We start from the raw sequence: 22,946 nt of genomic DNA on the forward strand, positions 1-22,946 counted from the left end.
TATAACAAAAATTTAAGCAACTTAATTCTACGTTTAAATTTGAAATTTCTCCAATCGCATATAGAAACTCTTTAAAAACTCATAGAATCGTTTTTCAGTAGGAAGCAACGAACGTTCTGCTGAAATCATGACTCCAACCGTACGAGAAACATTCGGATTTATAATTGGGACTTTTACCGTTCCATGTGGTAAATGGTCGATTAATGTAATTTCTGGAATAAGCGTTACACCCAGCCCAGCAGATACAAGCCCTTTTATTGCTTCGATATCCTCTCCTTCAAAGGACACTCGAGGCTGGAAGCCAAGCTGGTTACAAGCTTCAACAACAACATTTCTTAGTATAAATCCTTCACGAAACAAAACAAAGGAATCTTTACGTAATTGATTTAGCTTTATGCCAGGTTCGTTTGCAAGCGGATGGCGCACTGGCAATAAGGCAACCATGTTTTCAGAAAACAAAATGGTCCCCTTTAATTTCGGCTCATTTTGTGGAATTGGACCTAATAGCGCCATATTGATTTCACTTTTCTTAACCGCTTCAACCAATTCATAATAAGTACCCTGCTTCAATTTAAATTTCACATTCGGATGCTGGTCTCGAAAAGCGGAAATGGATGTTGGTAGCATATTGCTAGCTAAGCTGCTTGGAAAACCGATATGGACTGTCCCTCTTTCTGGATCCGTATATTCTTTAATAACCTGTTCTGCTTCATCAATCACATGGACTGCCTTTTCCATATGCTCCATAAATATTTTTCCTATTGGTGTTAGCCGTACATTTCGACCTTCTCGAATAAACAAATTGACTCCGAGTTCTTCCTCGAGTTTGAACAGCTGGCGACTAACAGCAGACTGTGCAATATGTAATGCATCTGCGGCTTCCGTAACATGTTCCCTTTTTGCGACTTCGATAAAATACTTAATTTGTTTTAGCTCCAAATTTACCGCCTCCCCCGTTATTATCTCACACTGGCATTGATTATATCTATTTTTTATATTGTTTCGATTAATTAATTTTTGTAAAATATATAGTATATTGTATTTTTTGTTGGCGTGCGAAGGAAAGAAATGAAGGAGGGCATGATGCCATATGACAAATTCTTATATACTAAACAAAAAAAATAACATTGATGAACAGGTACAACATTATTTAGATGAGGTATATGAAACTGTTGTTTCGCGCAACCCAAATGAGACGGAGTTTCATCAGGCTGTAGCTTTAATCTTCAAATCCCTTTCCCCTATCCTTGAAAAATATCCACATTATATGGAAAAAGGAATTCTCGAGCAACTGGTTGAACCAGAACGTGTTATTACATTCCGTGTACCCTGGATTGATGACAACGGAAAGGTAAATGTAAACCGTGGATTCCGCGTCCAATTCAATAGTGCGCTCGGACCTTATAAAGGCGGCTTACGTTTTCATCCATCTGTAAATGTAAGTATTGTTAAATTCTTAGGACTTGAGCAAATCATTAAAAATGCACTGACTGGACAGCCAATCGGCGGCGGTAAAGGTGGTGCTGACTTTGATCCAAAAGGAAAATCAGATAATGAAATCATGCGTTTTTGCCAAAGTTACATGAGCGAGCTTGCTAGACATATTGGTCCAGACACAGATATTCCTGCTGGAGATATCGGAGTAGGAGCAACCGAAATTGGCTATATGTTTGGTCAATACAAGAAAATCCGTGGTAATTTTGAAGCAGGTGTCCTGACCGGAAAAGGTTTAGGCTATGGTGGAAGCCTAGCCCGTAAAGAAGCAACTGGATACGGTGCAATCTATTTTGTTGAGGAAATGCTAAGAAGCAAGGGCTTGAGTATTCTTGGTAGTACAACCGTTGTATCCGGATCTGGTAATGTTGCAATTTATGCAATGGAAAAAGCAATTTCTCTCGGGGCAAAGGTTGTCGCTTGCAGTGATTCGGATGGATTTATTTACGATGAAAATGGAATCGATTTAGATACGATAAAAGAAATTAAAGAAGTGAAGAAGGCCAGAATTGAAACCTATCTTATTAAGCACCCATCTGCAGCTTATTTTTCTGGTTGTAATGGAATATGGGGGATCCCTTGCGATGTTGCTCTACCATGCGCGACACAAAATGAGCTTGATTCAGAGTCTGCAAAAAAACTAATCTCCCATGGAGTAAAAGCAGTTGCTGAAGGGGCAAACATGCCTTGTACACCTGAAGCAATTGATATGTTTTTAGAGAATGACGTTTTATTCGGTCCCGCTAAAGCGGCCAATGCTGGTGGTGTAGCAGTATCCGCTTTAGAAATGGCACAGAATAGTATGCGTATGTCATGGACATTTGAAGAAGTGGATGAAAAGCTGCAACAAATTATGAAAGGTACGTATGAAAGTTGTTTAGCAGCTTCTATAGAGTTTGAAGCAGAAGGCAACCTAGAAATCGGATCAAATATTGCAGGATTTAAACGTGTGGCCGATGCAATGGTCGCACAGGGCGTAATTTAAACTTAAAAAGCATGCAGCACTCTTTTTGAGAGTTGCATGCTTTTTTAGTTTATTTAGATTTAGTAAACTTTAGGGTAATGAGGATGACAAGAATTATTTTTCTGGTTTCAGCCCGGTTATCCAATTAATAAGAGTCTCAGTCGGCGGTCACTCTATCGATGGGTATGGGTGACCGAATGGCGAGAATCCCTCTTCTTTCGGGCTTTCATGCTGATAATGAGTGACCTTAAAGCGAGGATCCTACTTTTTTCGGGCTCTCATACCTTTAATGAGTGACCTTAAAGCGAGGATCCCACTCTTTTCGGGCTTTCACACCTTTAATGAGTGACCCTAAAGCAGGGATTCTCTTCTTTTCGGGCTTTCATATCACCAATAGCGACCTAATCAACTGATGTGTAAATCTTGGTAACGATAATTCAAATTTTTTGAAACCATATCCTGTCACAGAAATAAAAATACACACGACGTACTCCCATTGGAATTGTTCGTGTGTATTCATCAATGCTTTAAACATTATTCAGCCTAAAACAGCACGGTCATCTTCAAATTGTTCACCGCGGATCCGCTGGAATTCCTGTAATAGATCTTTAACAGTCAATCTTTCTTTCTCTTCACCATTTGCTTCAAATATGATTTGCCCTTTATCCATCATAATAAGCCTATTCCCAAGATCTAATGCCTGCTGCATGTTATGGGTAACCATTAAGGTCGTTAATCCCGACTCCCTTACTACTTTTTCGGTAAGTGAGGTGATTAGTTCTGCTCGAGATGGATCGAGTGCTGCTGTGTGCTCATCAAGAAGCAGGATATTTGGATTTGTAAAAGTCGCCATCAATAAAGAAAGTGCCTGCCTCTCCCCACCTGACAGTAAACCAACCTTAGCAGATAGGCGATCCTCCAAGCCTAAATTTAATGTTTTCAAATAATCACGGAACATATCCTTCCGTTTCTTCGTTACACCAAACTTCAATCTTCTTTTCTTATCGCGAGAATAGGCCATTGCAAGGTTTTCCTCTATTGTCATGGATGGTGCAGTGCCTGCCATTGGATCCTGGAAAACCCGGCCAATAAAGGCAGACCGCTTATATTCTGGCAGATGGACAACTTGTTTTCCACCAATAATGACATCCCCTGCATCAGGAAGGATATTACCTGAAACGACATTCATTAATGTCGATTTCCCCGCTCCATTACTGCCGATAACCGTTACAAAGTCTCCAGCAGCCATTTCGAGTTCAATGCCATTCAATGCTTTCTTTTCATCTAATGTTCCTTCATTAAAAGTAACAGATATATTCGTGACATTAAGCATGCGAATCTCCTCCTAGCTGCTTGCGTTTTTGAATGCGCCGTTTCTTTTCTCTCTGCACCTGGAGAACTTTTGGTGCTACTAATGCAATAATAACGATCGCGGCCGTAATGAACTTCATATCCCCTGTTTCGAGGAAATCAACGCGTAGTGCCAGCGTTACAATAATCCGGTAAATAATTGCGCCACCAATCACAGCGAGTGTCGCACGCGCAATTGTTTTTGTGCCAAATAGTGCTTCCCCGATAATAACAGATGCAAGCCCTATAACAATCATTCCAATTCCCATATTCACATCTGCAAAGCCACCAAGCTGCCCTATCAGAGCACCCGATAATGCAACAAGACCATTCGACAACCCAACACCAACAATAGTCAGATTGTCTGTATTTGCTGAAAGACTGCGAATCATTCGCTTATTGTCTCCAATGGCACGTAGCGCTAACCCTACTTCTGTTTTTAAGTAGAAGTCTGTAACCAGCTTAATAATAACCGTCACAACTGCCATTACGATTAAGATTGCCCATGTAGAAGGAAGTCGATCTAACCCAAAGACACCAAGGAGGCTATTCAACGCATTATCGATTCCTGTCACAGACCAGAACGAGCCAAGCTGCTTGAAGATGGTTGTTTCATGAAGCATGGATAAAGTAGGTTGACCTAAAATACGTAGATTGATAGAATATAAAGCCGTCATCATGAGAATTCCGGAAAGCAACGCATTTACCTTTCCTTTTGTATGCAGTAAGCCTGTAATACATCCTGCTAGAAAACCAGCAAGCAACGCGAATAAGGTTGCCAGAATAGGAGGAACTCCATTTACAATTGAGAGCGCTGCTACCGATGCACCCGTTACAAAGCTGCCATCTACTGTTAAATCTGGGAAATCCAATACACGGAAGGTTAAATAAACACCTAATGCCATAATGGCATAAATAACACCTGATTCAACAGCTCCAAACATGGATATAAACATAATTCTTTTCCTCCCGCTACTTTTGTGCCTGTTCATCCCCTGTACAAAATTTTAAATATGGGGCTTTCAATGATGAAGGGAGCCAGACAATAATCTGGCTCCAAAAAAGGTTACCTTTTGATTAGAATTATTCTATGAATTGCGCGGTATCATCCCAGTCACTATTCCACTCGACACCTTGCTCTTCAGCGCCTTGCTTATTAATAAACAATTGAATTTCAGGAGGATACTCCGCCGGAATATCACTCGGTGACTTCTCCCCAGTCAAAATTTCCGCAGCCATTTCTCCTGTACGATATCCGATTGTATGGTAATCAATTCCAAATGTAGCAAACCCACCTTTTGCTAAAGAATCAGGCTCGCCTACAATCAGCGGAATATCTTGGTCGTTCGCCACTCCTATAACACTCTCTAAAGCTGAAACGACTGTGTTATCCGTAATAATATAAAAAATGTCCGCTTCTCCTACAAGCGTATTTGCTGCTTGCTGTACTTCAGAAGAGTTCGCAACTGTTCGCTCAATAATTTCAAGTCCTGTACCTTCAGCCGCTTCTTTAACGGTTTCAACCTGTTTAACTGAATTTTGCTCCCCAGCATTGTAAAGCATCCCTATCTTTGCGCCGTCGAAATAGGTGCTAATAAATTCAACCGTTGCATCAATTTGATCAGGATGCAAGTCAACAACGCCTGTAATATTTTCACCTGCTTCATCCATAGATGGCACGAGTCCAGCATCAACCGCATCCGTAACTGATGTAAAGAGAATTGGAATATCACTTGTTGCTTGTAGCGCTCCAAGTGCACTAGGTGTTGAATTAGCGAAGATCAAATCAACTCCATCTGCTACAAAACCATCTGAAATCGGTTTGACATTATTTTGGTCACTTTGCGCACTTTGAAAATCATACTCTACCTCAAGCCCAGCATCTTTCAAAGCTTCCTGAAACCCTTCATACGCTGCATCAAGCGATGGATGCTCGACGATTTGTGTCGCACCAATTGTATATGTATCTCCACCTTCAGAAGCCGTGTCATCTGAACCAGATGTATCGTCAGATCCACAAGCTGCTAATATAACCAACCCAATAATTGCAAGTAGCATCATTACCTTTTTCACGTTCGTTTCCCCCATTTGCCTTTATTATTTTCTAAATATTTAAACGTGATTATAGCACACTATTAACTAATTTGCGATAACTTTTTAAAACTTCTTAAAAGCCTTTCTTATCAGCTTTTAGTGGTAGATCTACAAAACTTAATTACCAGTGCTTTATGACCTTTTATTACTAAATACTTCCAATAAGTATGATTTTCTTATCAAATATTTAAATAACTTGCAGTTTGACCCTTTGTTCTTATTTCTTTTATACTACAGGACTATTTTCTGTTTAGAGCACATGAAAATTGAGCCAGCTGTATCAAGTGTTTATCTTTATTTTCCCTTATAACCCTTTCTAATCTTCCCAATAATTAATACTTAAATTAAATTCCGCAGTGGTCTATTGAATATCATTAAGTATATAGCAAGCTCTTTGATTACATTAGGACTGCCAATTAGTACCTTTCCCTAGCCTCTTCATTGCTTTTTATATGATAATAACCTTTAACAGGTTGAAAAATTCTGTACCCTCTTCCATAAACAAATGAGCGACAACTCCAGTATCAGAGTCAGTATGAATATGATGTCCTTTTTCAACCAACTCCTTCCTCAACTGCACATTTATAGATTTCCCCATTAAACACCATCCGGTACCTGTCATCTCCAAAAAGAAAGGGCTGCTGGCCTCTCTCTAGATCAATAATGCTTAACCTGTGAAACACAAGTGCAATATGATCAACACGATAAAAACCAGCTTCATCCGGGCCACGGTGATTAATTAATTGATTTGCTTGTTGACAACCTACTAAAAGCTCTTCAGAATATGGAACCTTCTCATTTAGCAATACACCTACAAATCCACCACCTCCCACCAATTATTCAACTACTTTAAAGCTTTCCAGCATGTAATGAAATCTTGCTCCATGCCCTTCCGCTGCTTCTAGGAAGTATACTTGCTTAATCACAAACACTTGCCCTTCATCTTCATCTGTAACATAATACCGGTGGATTGGCGTATCCCATTGATGTCCTGTTTTGCCTGCATCGTTTGTATACTCAAGCCCCATCCCTTGAACCATTTCTGCTTCGATTGGCTCTGTTACACGCTCTTCTTTTTGCAATTCCATCTCTTCGTCATTTTCAATCTCGGCTTTAATCGAAGCTACAACTTCTTCCGTTGACGTTCCATCAAAACGCATTATTTCCATATAAACATCTGGATATCTATCTTCTAATGGTTCTATCAATTCAATACGATCACTTTCTTCTCCCTCAACCATCTTATAACGCTCTTCATCAACGTAAATGATATAGCGTAATTCCTCATTGGTTTCAAGCTGGACATTTGTCTTTTCTTTTTGCCCTTCAAGTTCAATTTCTTCCTGCTTTTCCTCAACAAACAGTTCCTTTAAGTTTTGGAACATTGCTTGCCCATGATCTGTCAGTGCTCCGAATAACAGTAGCATTATTACTGCTGCTGTACTCAAGCCCACAATAACTAATCCTCTCCATTTCTTTTCAGGGTTGCTTCTTGCCCTGCGGCCGGATGCGGATGAGTTCTGAAATAACTCGTCACTGATTTTATTCCATGTTTCCTCTTTTAAATGGGTGGCGTCATTTGTCTGTTGTTGTAATAATAATTTAATTTTTTTGTTTAAGTTGTCTCTACTCATCTTGGGCACCCCCTATAACTGCCTTTAATTTTTGTCTAGCTTTGTACAGTCTAGACTTAACGGTGTTAATGTTTAATTGCAGCATGTCGGCTAATTCCTTCTCTGAGAAGCCATTGATATACTTTAAAACTAAAATCGTTCGATGGTGCTCATCCAGCTGCTCCATCGCAATTTCCAGCTGTTTATCATCCTCTAGTTCCGTTTTATCTTGATTCAAATGGTCTAATAATTGTTCCGAATCAATACTGATTGCTTCCTGCGATTTCTTTTTCATATATCTTCTTGATTCATTGACTAAAATTTGATAAAACCATGGCTTAAATGGCTTTTTACTATCATAGGAATCAATGTTTCGGAATACCTTGATAAACGTTTCCTGGACGATGTCTGACGCGTCACTCGCATTATTTGTTATGGCGTAGGCTGTTCGCAATGAATAATCAGCATAGATGTCATAGAGCTTCTTAAAGGCTTGTTGATTTCCCTTTTTTATTTTCTTGATGAGTCTTGCTTCCTGATCCCCCAACAGCGTAACCCCCTTCTTCAATCTGTCTTTACTATATATACCTTTTCTATAAACAAAAAGTTTTCAGGTATAAAAAAATATCGAATAAGATTTTCATCCTATCCGATATCATAATTACTGTTTTTTTCCATTATTTGTTCATACTCGCAAAGAAATCACCTAATGGGTCTTCATCCTCTTTCTCTTCCGGAATTACTTCTTCATGTATATCCAGACCGTCGAGATTCAGGTCATCCAAATCGATTTCCGCTTCAATGCTTCGCTTTGGCTTTTCAGTAGGGGCCTCTTGAACGAATGATGCTTCATCTAAGTTCGCAGCATTATGATTCAGTCCAGCTAACAATGTCGTTGCACGGAGTGGATCACTTAATAATTGATGAAGCAAACTGCCGATGAGCGCCTCTGAATGCTCGTGCTTGAGCCAACTTCTCTGCTCTTTTGTTAGTTGCTTCGGCAGGGGAATCGTGATTGTTTCCCTTTCCCTTTTAAAGGTTTCACCTACCCCCTCAAGCACAAAACCCGCAATCGTACTGGAAAAGTTTCTGCGCTCTTTTTCTTTCAAATGCTGTAATTGTTTTAATAGATAATCAGGTGTATCAGAGGGAACTCGAAATGTGATCGATTGTCCACGCTCTATACTATTTTTCGACATGATCTCACCCTATTTATTTTGCCTTTTCGGTCGTTTTTTCTTCCTTTGTATCCTTTTCTGCTTTACGACTAAAATCGGTGATTAACTTATAATACGCATTTGCCATCATCCAGATGCTTTCATTCTCATCCTCAAAGAATTCGATATTATAGCCATCTAGTTTATTATTTAATGCTTTAATGTAATCTTTCAATACGGCAGAACCGCCACCTACAAAATAGCAAATTTCAGATTGTGAATTTTTCGCCCAGACATTTCTTAAGAAGCGATATTCTTTTTTCGCCAAATCAAGCAGGATGTGATCGGTAATATCATGGACATTCGTTCTGCTACCTCTAACCATGATGTGGTGGCGATCATTCTTTCGAGTTATAATATCAACCACATCGCGACGGCTGTCCAATTCCACCCCATGCCGTGATCTGATTTCTTCACGAATTGCTTCTAGTGATTCAGATACACCGAGATTAAATCCTTGTGCCTTATCATCATCCACATTTCGATTTCGGATGACAGCAATATCTGTTGATAAGCCACCAATATCCTGAATTAAAATTTGCTTATCAATTAGTTCCTTGTTAATAACTTTTAAGTCATTGTCCATAATTAAATTGACATATGCCGCAAATCCTTCTGGATAGACTTTTACTTCCTCAAATTTAATGTTTACTTTTTTGCCTTGGTGCTTCGGTGTAACTAGAAATTCTACTTGGTGTACAGAGCCTAATAATTGGGAACGGTAGCCGACATCTTTCCCCTCTTTTACTTCTCTTAATGGAAGGCCTGTCCCTAATGTATACGTAGCATCAATTACATCATTTTTTTCTTTAAAGTCATTTGTAGACACTGCATCTAATGCCAATGCAGCAAAAAGCATGATCAACGTTTGATCTTCTTCCGATTTGCTGCTGCCTGGATCGAGCTCTTGAGAATTGTTCGTTTTCGTTGCAAGGTTCCCTACACGATATACAATATTATTTTCATCTAAAGCAGGGGAGTGTACACGGATATGGATATTATCCAATACCTCTTTCTCATCTAATTCTTCAATCCCAATTACAGGACGATCTTCTAGATCAGGTGCAATCACATTCGGAATGTATAATTCATTTTCTAATTTACCAAAGTTCCCTTTCAGTGCATCGTTTCCAACATCCACTGCTGCAATTCTTGATTTCACCATTTTTGTAAAACCCCTCTCTTATTTCCATACAGTTATAGAATACTCTTTTTTCATACTATAAACAACAAGACTATTTATGCATACTTTTTTGTATACTTGTTTACATTTTGCATTCGTTAATACATCAACGTGTAAACGTGTTTGCAAACATGTATACTTAATTGTAAACAAGTTTACTTTTAAAGTATACATGTTTACACTTTTGTAATCAAGGGGTGATTTTACATATTTAGGTATTACTATGATATTTTGGAATTTAAATTTAGACCCCTTCCCTCCCCCTAAACTTGTTTTTACAATGTAAATTTCCCTTTAATGTATTGTTTGATTCTGAAGTGAATAATTAACATTACAACTATTGGAAAAAATAACTAAAAAACCTAAGTTTTTTCACAATATTTTGCTAGCTTATGGTATGATAGTTTTAGTAGGATTATATACCTATTACTATTTTATCAGTTGTAAACATCTATGTTTCTTTCGTTGGAGGGTAGTACTACTAATGAACAGACTTAAAGGTTATATCATTACTATATTTATGATTTCGTTAGCTGTTTCTATTATATCTGGTCCAATCAACATAGATTTATCACGATATACCAAAATATTTCTCGTATATCTACTTTTCACCACTCTATATTCCCATTTAAAAACCGTTATTCGAACAGGAAATGTCAATGTTGATTACAGTATTTCTTACAGTTTCTCCTTTGTTTTAATAACCGGACCTTTAGGATTGTTTCTATTTGAAATTATGAATCGCTTTTATATTTATTTTTACCGAAAGCGAACAGGGACAGCGGATGAAGATGAATTCTTACATACCTTCTATAACATCGGAGGACCCGCCCTCCTTCACACGATTGGGTATTACTTATTCTACGAACTTTATCCATTTGTTGGGGGAATACCATTCGGCTTTTGGGGGTTATTTATTGCAATTGTAGCATTCACGGATTTTTTATCCTCCCTTTTATTGCTGTCTGTATTTAAGTTAACAGGGAATATAGGAACAAGACAGAATGCGATTAATTTTATCAAAGGAAGAAGTATTTTTGATACGCTAAAAATGGCTTTATCCAATGGATTATTGTTTATTTTCCTTGCAGAGCAACATTGGGAAGCAGTCATTGCTTTGTTTGTCCTCAACTATCTTGTTAGCCGATCGGCTGCAATTAAAAATCAAAGCATACAGCATAAAATTGAGCGAGATCGCTTTGAACAGATGGCTTATACTGACTTCTTGACAAAAACACATAACCGTAGCTACATGAATAAGATTATGAATGAATTGAACAAAACAGATGAAAATATTGCACTTATTGTCTCAGATATTGATACGTTTAAAAATATTAATGATACCTTTAATCACGCTGTCGGAGATTCTGTTATCCAACACTTCGCAAAAACATTAAAAAACAATCTTGATGAAGCAGATTATTTGTTCCGAAGCGGTGGTGAGGAATTTACGATTATCCTGAAAAATCGAGATTTTCCTTCTTGTGTTGCACTTTTAAAGCAGATAAATCATGAAGTGGAGACAAATCCAGTACATGCTGAATACAAAGGTGAGGATACAACAATCTATTATACAGCTTCATTTGGTATGTATTATTTCAAAACAAATGACAAGCTAAATATAAAGCAAGCATACATTCATGCTGATGATCTGCTGCTCGAATCCAAAAGACTAGGAAGAAACCAAGTCACGGTGATGGAGGATAAAGGAGTTTCTGCTGAACGAACTACTGAAGCTATGAAAGGTTATAAAATATAAACAGCGCCAAGCTAAACTGGCGCTGTTTATTTATATTATTTACATTGCTTTTGATTTTTTTATTTGTTTACTTCTTAATTGTCCACAAGCTGCATCAATGTCGGCACCATTTTCCCAACGGACACCACAATGGATCCCTCTTGCTTTCAGTGTTTCAAAAAATTGCTGGATTGAACTAGACTCACTTCGCTGGTATTCACTATGCTCGTCAACCGTATTGTACGGTATCAGATTTACATATGCTAGGTGTCGATGGTCTTTAATTAGGTTAGCAAGCTGAATTGCTTCTTCTTTATGGTCATTGATGTCTTTAAGCATGATATATTCGTACGTGATTCTTCGATTTTTCTTTTCTAAATAATAGTCAACAGCCTTCATAAGCTTTTCAATCGGGAATGCCTTATTGATTTTCATTATTCGGGAACGAAGCTCGTTGTTTGGTGCATGTAAAGATAAGGCAAGGTTTACTTGGATGTCTGTATCTGCAAACTCATACATTTTGTGAGCAAGCCCACTAGTTGATACCGTAATATGTCTTGCTCCAATGTTCAGACCAGCATCATCATTAACAACATACAGGAAGTCCATCAAGTTCTTATAGTTATCGAGTGGCTCACCAATTCCCATTACAACGATATGACTCACACGATCCCCTTCACCTTTCGTGTCCAAATGCTTTTGCACGTTCATAATTTGTTCCACGATTTCTCCACTCGTTAAGTCACGACTTTTTGGAAGCAGTCCACTTGCACAGAATGTACAACCGATATTACAGCCTACTTGCGTCGTTACACAAACAGATAAACCATATGGGAAACGCATGAGAACCGTTTCGATTAAATTACCATCAGCTAGTTTAAACAAAAATTTGATGGTACCGTCCTTCGATTCTTGTCTGATTTCCTCACCAAGTGTATGCAGGACAAAGTTCTCTTCCAGCAATTCAATGGTGTCTTTGTTTACATTTCGCATCTCACTGAAGTTTGAAACGCGCTTTTTATACAACCAATTCCAAACTTGATCAGCGCGGAAACGTTTCTCGCCACGCTCAACAAGCCATTCCGTAAGTTGCTTATATGTTAGTCCATAAATGGATGTTTTACTCATTGTATACCCTCATTTCGCTTCATTGCTACTACTATAGTACATATTACTCTATCTCTCCTTTCGTAGCAAATGGTTTTTGTTGAAGGCACCTCTTGTTATTGCTCCATAGGCGCGTGTGCAAAAGGAGAATAAAAGGACTGCGAACAACAGGCGTAGCTCCCCGCAGCGGAACATATCGATTTAAAGGTTCCAATGCGTAACATCTAAGCTCGAAAACGATTTAAGCACACGTTTCGTTCCAATTCACAGCACAATGCCAATTATGGCAGTATCGTTTCACCCATTAGGTATCGGTCGCATTCTCTTGCGGATGCTCTTCCTTCATTAATTGCCCATACAATAAGACTCTGACCACGTCGCATGTCACCGGCTGCAAATATACCTTCCACATTCGTTGTAAACTTGCCGTAGGTCGCTTTTACAGTCGTGCTTTTTGTTGTTTCTATCTTTAGCTGCTTAATTAAATCTTGATCAGGTCCTTTGAATCCGATGGCAATTAATACAAGGTCTGCTGGCCATACTTTTTCGGTCCCCGGAATTGCCTCGCGAATCTTTTTACCGCGTTCGTAGCGTGTTTTTACGTTTATCGTGTGCACTTCTTTTACGTGACCATTTTCATCACCAACAAATCTCGTTGTTTGCACAGCATATGCCCTTGGGTCCTCACCTTGAAACGCTTCTGCTTCTGTATGTCCATACTCGACACGGTGAATTTTTGGGTATTGCGGCCATGGATTGGTCTCTTCCTCACGCAGCAAATTTTTCTTTTCGTAAATATCAAACTGTGTAAGGCTCCTGCAATTATGTCTGACAGAGGTTGCTAAGCAATCGGTTCCTGTATCTCCCCCACCAATCACAATAACATCCTTATCCGCTGCAGAAATATAATTACCATTTTCTAGATTGGAATCAAGCAAGCTTTCCACATTGGCATGTAAAAAGTCCATTGCAGGGTAAATCCCCTTTAAATCACTGCCTTCAACTGGCATATCACGATGCAGAGTAGCACCGCCGCACAAGATGGTTGCATCAAAATCAGCACTTAAATCATCAATTGTTACATCTTTTCCTACTTCTGTATTCGTAATAAATTCGATGCCCTCTTGCTCCAAAATTACCACACGTCTCATTACAATCTCATATGCAAGCTTCATTTCTGGAATTCCATAGGTTAGGAGCCCGCCAACACGCTTATCACGCTCAAATACGGTTACGGAATGTCCCGCTTTATTTAATTGATCTGCAGCTGCAAGCCCTGCTGGTCCAGAGCCAATAACGGCAACACGTTTTCCCGTCCGGGTTTTGGGAGGTTTAGGAACGACCCACCCCTCAGCAAATCCCTTTTCAATGATAGAACGTTCCACGCTTCGAATTGCCACAGCAGGTTCATTAATTCCAAGGACACACGCCCCCTCACATGGTGCCGGACATGCAATCCCTGTAAATTCGGGAAAATTATTCATCTGATGCTCACGGTCAAGCGCTTCTTTCCATTTCCCTTCGTAAACAAGCTGATTCCATTCTGGGATAAGGTGGTAAACTGGACAACCTGATGTTACCCCGTTAATTTCCATCCCAGAATGGCAGGTAGGCACACCACAATCCATGCAACGCGCCCCCTGTTGCTGTACCACTTTGTCCGTCATCGGTATTGTATAATCATCCCAGTCCTGTATTCGCTCTCTGGGATTTCTTACCGAACGAGTTTCCCGTTCATATTCCATAAATCCGGTTACTTTCCCCATTTAATGCCCCCTCCTTTTTGAACACACACTTTATAAACATTTTCATCTAGATGATTTCTAGTTTACGATTCTTCTTTTCTGCAACGTTACCTTTGCTTTCCTTAAAAGCTGTCATTTCTGCTTCAAATTTATCTAAGCCACTATCCAACAAGTAATTAATTCGTTCCCTCATTTTCACATAAGCTTTCGGAATGATTCTGACAAATTGCTTCGAGTAATTTTCCCAATAAGCAAGTATTCTTGTAGCGTGAGCGCTGTCTGTGTAGCTAATATGCTTTTCGATTTGTTGATAAATAGCATCCAATTCCTCAGGATCATCAACCCTGCCGACATTTACCATGGCAGGATTCATCCGATCACGGAATGCATTATCTTCATCAAAGACATAAGCGACGCCACCAGACATTCCTGCCGCAAAGTTTCTTCCGGTTCCACCAAGGATAATAACTTTTCCACCTGTCATATATTCACAGCCATGATCACCAATACCTTCTACCACTATCGTTGCACCGCTGTTCCTTACCGCAAAACGCTCTCCGGCAATTCCACGGATATAAGCTTCTCCGCTTGATGCGCCGTAAAATGCAACATTTCCAATTATCGTATTTTTCTCTGGTCGGAAGGTTACAGACGGAGCTGTTTTGACAACTATCTTACCTCCCGATAAACCTTTACCAACAAAATCATTCGCATCACCAATAAGGTTAAGCGTCATTCCTTTCGGGATAAATGCACCAAAGCTTTGACCAGCGGACCCATTGAAATTCAATTTAATTGTATCCTCGGGCAAGCCCATTTCACCGTACCGTTTTGTTATTTCACTACCGAGGAGTGTTCCCGTAACCCGATTGATATTACGGATAGCAACGGTAAATTCAATTGGGTTCCCTTCCTCAATTGCTGTTTCGCAAATCGGAATAAGCTCTTGATAATCCAACGTCTTCTCAATACCATGATCCTGACTTTTGGTTGCATAATGGTCAATTTCAAATGGCAGCTCTGGACGATAAAGTAATGCCGATAAGTCTAAGTCCTTTGCTTTCCAATGATCTAGTTTGTTTGCCTCGAGCACATCCGATCTTCCAACCATTTCATTTATAGTGCGAAAGCCAAGCTCTGCCATTAATTCTCTTGTTTCTTCAGCAATGAATCGCATAAAGTTTACAACATGTTCTGGGTCACCATTAAATTTCTTTCTTAATTCCGGATTTTGCGTTGCAATTCCTACCGGACATGTATCTAAATGACAGACTCGCATCATGACACAGCCTAATGCAACGAGTGGTGCTGTTGAAAATCCATATTCTTCTGCGCCTAATAAGGAAGCAACGACTACATCCCTGCCCGTCATCATTTTCCCGTCTGTCTCCACTGTAATCCGGTCACGCAATCCATTTAAAAGCAGCGTTTGATGTGTTTCAGCTAGACCAATTTCCCACGGCAGTCCGGTATGCTTTAAGCTTGTGCGCGGCGCGGCGCCAGTCCCACCATCATAACCACTGATTACAACATGATCCGCACGGCCTTTTGCAACACCTGCTGCAATTGTTCCGACACCAACTGCTGCAACGAGTTTTACACTAATACGAGCATTTGGATTAGCATTTTTCAAATTGAAAATCAGCTCAGCAAGGTCTTCAATCGAATAAATATCATGGTGTGGCGGAGGTGAGATTAGTTCAACACCCGGAGTGGAACCACGAACCTCTGCTACCCAAGGGTATACCTTCTCTCCAGGCAGCTGACCACCTTCACCTGGCTTTGCCCCTTGAGCAACTTTAATTTGAATCTCATCGGCATTGACTAAATAATTGCTCGTTACCCCAAAACGTCCGGAGGCAACTTGTTTTATTGCACTTCTCCTTAAATCTCCATTCTCATCAGGCAGAAAACGATTCGAATCTTCTCCACCTTCTCCGGTATTACTTCTGCCTCCAAGCCGGTTCATTGCGATTGCTAAGGCTTCATGCGACTCTTTACTAATTGAACCAAAGGACATCGCCCCTGTTTTAAAACGCTTCACAATCGCTTCAATTGGTTCCACTTCTTCGATTGGTACAGGTGTACGTTTTTTAAAACGTACCAAACCACGAAGGGATTGCAGATTATTCGAATCATCCGTGATCATGCTTGAATATGTTTTAAATAGCTCATAGTTATTGCTGCGGACAGCATGCTGCAATGTTTGTATCGTCCTCGGATTATATTGGTGGTCTTCACCATTCTCACGGTACTGGAATTCATCTCCCGCTGGCAGGTTGTTATTTCCCCCACGGTTCGTTTGAAAAGCAATATCATGTCTTATTAGCGTTTCTTTTTCAATTATCTCTAGGCCAATCCCGCCAAGTCGAGAAGCAGTTCCTGTAAAAAACCTGTCAATTACATCATCACGAATACCGACCGCTTCAAATATTTGTGCACCCCGATAGCTTTGAATTGTTGAAATACCCATTTTCGATAAGATTTTAATTATCCCGTCTGTAACGGATGATACATATCTTTTATGTGCTTGTTTTTCCGTAACAGCTTCCAACTCACCTTTTTCGATTAATTCAGTAAAGGTGTTCAATGCTAGATACGGATTAATCCCTTCCGCCCCATATCCGATTAGCGCAGCAAAATGGTGCACTTCTCGGGGTTCACCAGACTCTACAAGCAGGCTTACTTGTGTACGAACTCCTTTACGAATTAAATGATGATGCAAACCGGATACAGCTAGTAATGCAGGAATCGCTGCTTTATCTTTTGAAACTCCCCGATCAGAGAGGATGAGTATTGTAACTCCTGCATCGATAGCCGCATCCGCTTTGTCAAATAACGCTTCTAGGGCTGTTTCCATATTACCTTGGCCTTCTGCTGCATCAAAAAGACAGGACAATGTTATGGTCCGAAATGCCTTCAACTGCTGCTGTCGTATCTTCTCAAGCTCCTCATTTCGTAAAATAGGTGTGGTCAATCGAATATGCCGGCAATTTTCTGCTGTTGGCTGTACGAGATTCCCTTCCGCTCCAATCGTTGTTTCTGCCATCGTGATAATTTTTTCCCGAATCGCATCCAGTGGTGGATTCGTAACTTGTGCAAAGAGCTGTTTAAAATAGTTATACAGAAGCTGTGGTTTTCTAGATAAGACAGCTAACGGAGAGTCATACCCCATAGAACCAATCGGATCTTTTCCTTCTGATACGAGAGGCTTCATTATTTTAGTTAGTTCTTCACGTGTATAGCCAAACGCCAATTGCTGCTTGAGTATTTCCTCCCCATGATACAGCGGAGCTTTCTGATGCCCATCTGGCAAATCCTCCAGTTTGATTTTGTTTTCTAACCAGTTCTTATATGGCTGTTCGGATGCGATTTGCATTTTAATCGTTTCATCAGGAATAATGACACCCTTTTCCAAGTCAACGAGCAGCATTTTTCCAGGTGTCAATCGATCTTTGTACAAAATATCGTCTGCAAAGATATCCAATGCCCCTACTTCAGAACCAAGGACAATCATGCCGTCCTTTGTTACATAGTACCTTGCAGGTCGGAGCCCATTACGATCGAGACATGCTCCGATTTGATTGCCATCTGTGAATACAAGTGCTGCTGGCCCATCCCAGGGTTCCATTAAGGTACTATGGTATTCATAGAAATCACGCTTTTCTTCGCGAATCATCGCATCATTCGACCATGGTTCTGGTACCATCATCATGGCGCTGTGTGCGAGTGATCTTCCTGATAGATGCAGAAACTCAAAAGTATTGTCAAAAATGGATGAATCACTGCCATCAACATCGAGTACCGGCAAGATTTTCTCTAGCTCTTCTTCGGTGAAATATTCAGACTGACAAAGCTTTTCACGAGCCTGCATCCAATTTACATTTCCGCGTAACGTATTAAATTCTCCATTGTGTATGGTGTATCGATTCGGGTGAGACCTTTTCCAGCTTGGAAAAGTGTTTGTACTAAAGCGTGAATGCACGAGTGCTAAAGCAGATTTAAACTCCGGATGATTCAAGTCAATATAAAAGGCATCCAATTGTTCTGGAATAAGCATTCCTTTATACACAATCGTACGTGTCGATAAACTGCAAACATAAACATCTTCGTATTTCGGCTCTTCTGCAACGACTTTCTCGATATATTTCCGGATAACATACAGTTTACGTTCGAAGGCCATTTGATCTTTTATAGCATCCGACTTTTGGATGAAAAATTGACGGACTGTGGGCATACTTTTCGCCGCGACAATACCGATGAAGGATTCATTTGTAGGAACAGGACGCCACCCTAAAAAGGTTTGCCCTTCTTCTTGCACAATACGTTCAATTATCTTTCTGCATATCATACGAAGTTGCCGGTCACGGGGTAAAAATACCATCCCTACCCCATAATCTCCTTCACGAGGAAGGTCGATGTTTTCCTTCGCGCACTGCTTTTGAAAAAAACGGTCAGGTATTTGTGTCATTATTCCTGCGCCATCTCCAGTACTTGTATCTGCAGACTGTCCTCCACGATGTTCTAAATTGCATAGAATATTAATCGCGTTTTGGACAATATTGTGGGTTTTCTTGCCATTAATATTCGCAATCATGCCTATACCACATGCCTCATGTTCGAAATCAGGTCGATATAGGCCCTGTTGTTTTGGGAATCCATTCCTTGTCATCACAACAGCTCTCCTCCCTCTTATTTGTCATACATCATAAAGAAACTGGCACTATAAACAGGTTCTTCATCTGTGTTCGATATTATATCACAAAAAATCTGTTAACATAAAATTCAGATTACATTTTTTGTTAATGTAAACGATTACATTTTGGTTTTTTGTAATTTTTTTTTGGTAAAAACCCATTCGTACCAAGGGTTTTGGAATTCAATCACTTTTTTTACATTTTTTTAGATAATTAATGCCATTTTGTTATGAATCATATTTTCTAAAGAGATTAATTAGGAATATATTCCTTTTTCTCGCGCTCGAAATACACCTATATTAACGTTAGAAAATTTTATCTTTTAATACGTTAACGTCATCAACAGCAATTGATGGTATAATAGCCTTGTTAGCGTTCCAGAATGTATCTGTTTGTTGATTCTGCATCAAAAGCAATACTATACACCGAATTCAAAGCAAGAAGAAAATATAAATTGCATCAAGATGAATAGGTTATTCTTCATTCTTGCAGATAGAAAAGTTTAAGCTTTTCTATCTGCTTTCGCTTTTTATTAAATATCATTGATTAGTCTTTCGATGGAATTAAATTATAATAAGTGTGCGTACCTAAAAGAGATTACTATAAGAAGGGGTTGTTACTTTGAACAAGCCAAAAAGAAATGATCCATGTACATGTGGCAGTGGCAAAAAATACAAAAAATGCTGCGGATCTTCAAATGTTACTACAATAAGTCCTGAAGTTTACAATTCGGAATTAGAGAATTTCCATATAAAACTAATTTCCTTCGCCATGCAACAATACGAATCAGAACTAGAGGAGCTAACTCTACGATATCCTCAGCCATTCATTGGAGAAAATGAGGAACTATCCAAGATTTACATGGCAGGTCTAACGTTTTGGGCGATACCGAATCTTCCATTTTTGAAGAATGACCAAACGATTTTTGCAACATTTTATCAAAAACAGGAATCAAAAATGAGATACACAAATACAAAAAATACATTCGCAGCCTGGGCAAACACGGTTCCAAGTATATTCGACATTCTTACCATTGATAAAGAAGCACAGCAGGCTCATTTGCGTGATGTCTTAACAGATGAAAACTATATCATTCCGTTTACGGAAGAGGATGACTTTAAAGCAGGAAATCTAGCTATTGGCGTTACCGTTCCATATGTCGGTTATCACAACTTCCTGTTTACAATGGTGGAATTATTTGATAAAGACAGGGAGAAAATTATAGCGATGACCAAATCTTACACTCGTATGGAAGGCGGTCTAGCAGAAAACTTCCCAGCCCTTTTAGCTGATATCCTAGTATATGAAGACCCTAAATTTGAGTGGCCAAATCCAGCACAGGAAAAGGTTGCAGAACTATTCGAAAAGCAGATGCAGGAAAAAGGAATGGATGAACAAATTATCTCAATTGGTGTTAAGCTCTGGAACATTTACTGCTCCAAGGAGAATCCAACATTTAAAAAACTCGGTTCCTACGCTGCGGCACTCGACTACTTTGTACAGGATAAGTTTCAGGAAGAGCCCGCTACCCAAAGTCGGCTCGCCAAGGAGTATGAGACAACTGCTACAACCGTTTCTTCCAATTATCGAAAGCTTACAAAAGTGTTGGATAGCGAATGGAAGCAGCTAATGAACAAAAGTGAATGACGAATCAACAATGGTGTACATAGCATGCAACTGCTAATACAAGATGAACCGCAGGATTGATTTAAGAACAAAACAGATATTTTACGATTCCCAACATCTGTTTTGTTCTTTTTGTTTTTAAACCGCATTCGATAAATTATCCATAACAAGCTAATTATTGGACTATCCTCCTAAAAACACTTATCATTTCTTACTAATAACCATATATCTAGGAGGGAAAATTTTGACTGCGCATCCTACAAATACGTTTAATAATATTCCTTTGTCTGTACTTGATTTAGCACCAATAACAGAAGGAAGTGATGCTACTGCGTCCTTTAAAGAGAGTGTCAAACTTGCTCAGCATGTGGAAAAGTGGGGATTTAACCGCTTCTGGCTAGCAGAGCACCATAATATGCCTGGCATTGCTAGCTCAGCAACGTCCGTGCTCATCGGCCATATCGCTGGAAATACAAAGCATATTCGCGTAGGTGCAGGTGGTGTCATGCTTCCGAACCATGCAACCCTCGTCATCGCGGAGCAATTCGGCACGCTAGAATCTTTATTCCCCGGGCGAATCGATCTTGGACTAGGTCGTGCACCCGGAAGCGATCAAGCAACAGCCTACGCATTGCGCCGGACCTTGAATATGGGACCAGAGGACTTCCCAATGCAAGTGAATGAGCTGCAGGATTATTTTTCAGAAGAACCAGTATCACGTGTTCGAGCGGTTCCTGGACAAGGGCTCTCGATTCCAATTTGGTTGCTTGGTTCCAGTGATTTTAGTGCACGACTTGCTGCCCAAAAGGGATTGCCCTTCTCTTTTGCCAGTCATTTTGCACCAGCATATACCATCCCAGCTTTACAGCTGTATCGTGATCGTTTCCAACCTTCGGATGTGATGCAAAGGCCGTATGCAATGGTTGGTGTAAATGTCATTGCAGCTGAAACAGATGAAAAGGCTCAGTATCTAGCTAGTTCACATCGTATGCAGTTTCTAAACCTGAGACGTGGTGAGCAAAAGAAACTGCAGCCGCCAATTGATAATATCGATGAAATTTGGTCACCAATGGAAAAAGCAGCGGTAGAAGAATCACTCGATCCTCGTACAACAATTGTCGGTAGTCCCGACACAGTAAAGAAAGGATTAATTGCCTTCCAAGAAGCAACTGGAGCTGATGAAATGATTATCAGCTCACAGATTTACCATCTAGAAGATCGCCTGCGCTCTTATGAAATTGTCGCTGAGCTAATGGATAAATAAACAACAAGCCTGCATCCTTTTTATAGGATCAGGCTTGCTTTACATTGTAAGACCACAACCACTTACCCAGACTTCTTTTCCAGTAGCTTTTTAATATCCTGCAGCTCCTTTTGCATCTCGGCTAGCTTTTCATCAGTCGGTGAAGGTGTCTCCTCCCGGTTTGCCTCCTCAACGTTATTAACAACCACTCCAACGAAGAGGTTAATGATTACAAACGCACCAATGATAACAAAGGAAAAAAAGTATACCCACGCAAACGGCTCTGCTGTTAATAGCGGTCGCATGACACCACTTGACCAGGAATCAAGTGTTAACAGCTGAAAAAGCGTTAGCAACGTGTCATGCAGGGTTCCAAAATATTCTGGAGCAGTCGTTTGAAATAGCATTGTGCCAATAACAGCATAAATATAAAAGAAAATACCAAGCAATAGCAAAATCGTCCCCATTGATGGGATCGTAAGGAGCAGCGCATTTACCATCTTTCGAAGAGATGGAATAACCGAAATGGCTCTCAAAACACGCAATACGCGTAAAATCCTTAATACCGTAACATAATGTGCCCCAATTAATACATGTCCCCCTAGAATAATGACAAAATCAAATAGATTCCATGGCTCTCGAAAAAATGATCGAATGGAATTACTCCCAGTTAATCGAATGAGAATTTCTACCGTAAAAACCCAAAGCAATACTTGATCAGCTATGTATAAGATTGTTGCATAGTTTACTATAAAGTATGGATATGTCTCAAGACCAACTAATATCGCATTCAAAATAATTAATCCGATAATGCTATTTCGAAATAATCGATGCTTCGCAATAACTGCACATCGCTTTCTCACTTGATTCATGAA

17 protein-coding genes are annotated in these 22,946 nt (G+C 39.7%); 4 read left to right on the plus strand and 13 right to left on the minus strand.

Features of this window, described 5'->3' with window-relative positions; genetic code table 11:
* Positions 1-33: 33 nt before the first annotated feature.
* Positions 34-939: a LysR family transcriptional regulator gene (locus NST46_RS04390; RefSeq protein ID WP_340002456.1), complete on the minus strand. Its 906-nt coding sequence runs from the start codon at positions 937-939 to the stop codon at positions 34-36.
* 151 nt (positions 940-1,090) lie between these two features.
* On the opposite strand from NST46_RS04390, the gene gdhA reads away from it, so the two are divergent.
* Entirely contained in the window at positions 1,091-2,479 is a 1,389-nt protein-coding gene (gdhA, locus tag NST46_RS04395; protein WP_341136818.1) for an NADP-specific glutamate dehydrogenase, read from the plus strand.
* Positions 2,480-2,996: 517 nt separating this feature from the next.
* On the opposite strand, the gene NST46_RS04400 is transcribed toward gdhA, so the two are convergent.
* The 8 genes from NST46_RS04400 to NST46_RS04435 form a co-directional block, all read right to left on the minus strand.
* Complete coding sequence (locus NST46_RS04400) at positions 2,997-3,791, minus strand: ABC transporter ATP-binding protein (RefSeq protein WP_095307653.1); 795 nt, start codon at positions 3,789-3,791, stop codon at positions 2,997-2,999.
* Positions 3,784-4,764, minus strand: a complete 981-nt coding sequence (locus NST46_RS04405; protein ID WP_303448409.1) for an ABC transporter permease — start codon at positions 4,762-4,764, stop codon at positions 3,784-3,786. Before NST46_RS04405 ends, NST46_RS04400 begins: the two co-directional genes overlap by 8 nt.
* A 127-nt stretch (positions 4,765-4,891) precedes the next feature.
* A complete protein-coding gene (locus tag NST46_RS04410; protein ID WP_095307649.1) occupies positions 4,892-5,881 on the minus strand; it encodes an ABC transporter substrate-binding protein in 990 nt (329 codons plus the stop codon).
* Positions 5,882-6,456: 575 nt separating this feature from the next.
* The gene (locus NST46_RS04415; RefSeq protein WP_341136819.1) at positions 6,457-6,735 is read right to left on the minus strand and encodes a hypothetical protein; all 279 of its coding nucleotides are present in this window, start codon (positions 6,733-6,735) and stop codon (positions 6,457-6,459) included.
* Between the two features lie 3 nt (positions 6,736-6,738).
* Positions 6,739-7,536 carry a hypothetical protein gene (locus NST46_RS04420; protein ID WP_341136820.1) on the minus strand — a complete coding sequence of 266 codons (798 nt, stop codon included), beginning with the start codon at positions 7,534-7,536 and terminating at the stop codon, positions 6,739-6,741.
* Positions 7,529-8,062 carry an RNA polymerase sigma factor gene (locus tag NST46_RS04425; protein WP_118888452.1) on the minus strand — a complete coding sequence of 178 codons (534 nt, stop codon included), beginning with the start codon at positions 8,060-8,062 and terminating at the stop codon, positions 7,529-7,531. Before NST46_RS04425 ends, NST46_RS04420 begins: the two co-directional genes overlap by 8 nt.
* Before the next feature lie 130 nt (positions 8,063-8,192).
* Positions 8,193-8,714, minus strand: coding sequence for a hypothetical protein (locus tag NST46_RS04430; protein WP_340002462.1), 522 nt, complete (start codon positions 8,712-8,714; stop codon positions 8,193-8,195).
* A gap of 13 nt (positions 8,715-8,727) precedes the next feature.
* The gene (locus NST46_RS04435; RefSeq protein ID WP_095307643.1) at positions 8,728-9,897 is read right to left on the minus strand and encodes a ParM/StbA family protein; all 1,170 of its coding nucleotides are present in this window, start codon (positions 9,895-9,897) and stop codon (positions 8,728-8,730) included.
* A 502-nt stretch (positions 9,898-10,399) separates the two neighbouring features.
* Between NST46_RS04435 and NST46_RS04440 the strand changes: the two genes are divergently transcribed.
* The gene (locus tag NST46_RS04440) at positions 10,400-11,674 is read left to right on the plus strand and encodes a GGDEF domain-containing protein (RefSeq protein ID WP_340002463.1); all 1,275 of its coding nucleotides are present in this window, start codon (positions 10,400-10,402) and stop codon (positions 11,672-11,674) included.
* Positions 11,675-11,713: 39 nt separating this feature from the next.
* On the opposite strand, the gene rlmN is transcribed toward NST46_RS04440, so the two are convergent.
* The 3 genes from rlmN to gltB form a co-directional block, all read right to left on the minus strand.
* Positions 11,714-12,781: a 23S rRNA (adenine(2503)-C(2))-methyltransferase RlmN gene (rlmN, locus tag NST46_RS04445; RefSeq protein WP_095314144.1), complete on the minus strand. Its 1,068-nt coding sequence runs from the start codon at positions 12,779-12,781 to the stop codon at positions 11,714-11,716.
* 260 nt (positions 12,782-13,041) lie between these two features.
* Entirely contained in the window at positions 13,042-14,526 is a 1,485-nt protein-coding gene (locus NST46_RS04450) for a glutamate synthase subunit beta (RefSeq protein ID WP_095314142.1), read from the minus strand.
* A gap of 46 nt (positions 14,527-14,572) precedes the next feature.
* On the minus strand, positions 14,573-19,177 hold the full coding sequence (gltB, locus tag NST46_RS04455; protein WP_341137317.1) for a glutamate synthase large subunit: 4,605 nt from the start codon (positions 19,175-19,177) through the stop codon (positions 14,573-14,575).
* Between the two features lie 646 nt (positions 19,178-19,823).
* Here gltB and NST46_RS04460 point away from each other — a divergent pair.
* Both NST46_RS04460 and NST46_RS04465 read left to right on the plus strand, forming a co-directional pair.
* Entirely contained in the window at positions 19,824-20,849 is a 1,026-nt protein-coding gene (locus NST46_RS04460) for a YecA family protein (RefSeq protein ID WP_341136821.1), read from the plus strand.
* A gap of 223 nt (positions 20,850-21,072) precedes the next feature.
* Complete coding sequence (locus NST46_RS04465; RefSeq protein ID WP_285844948.1) at positions 21,073-22,092, plus strand: LLM class flavin-dependent oxidoreductase; 1,020 nt, start codon at positions 21,073-21,075, stop codon at positions 22,090-22,092.
* A 62-nt stretch (positions 22,093-22,154) separates the two neighbouring features.
* Here NST46_RS04465 and NST46_RS04470 read toward each other — a convergent pair whose 3' ends face one another.
* Positions 22,155-22,943, minus strand: a complete 789-nt coding sequence (locus NST46_RS04470; RefSeq protein WP_095314137.1) for an ion transporter — start codon at positions 22,941-22,943, stop codon at positions 22,155-22,157.
* Positions 22,944-22,946 lie beyond the last annotated feature (3 nt).

Origin of the sequence: Oceanobacillus sp. FSL W7-1309 (genome assembly GCF_038002145.1) — a bacterium.
GTDB lineage: Bacteria > Bacillota > Bacilli > Bacillales > Amphibacillaceae > Oceanobacillus > Oceanobacillus profundus.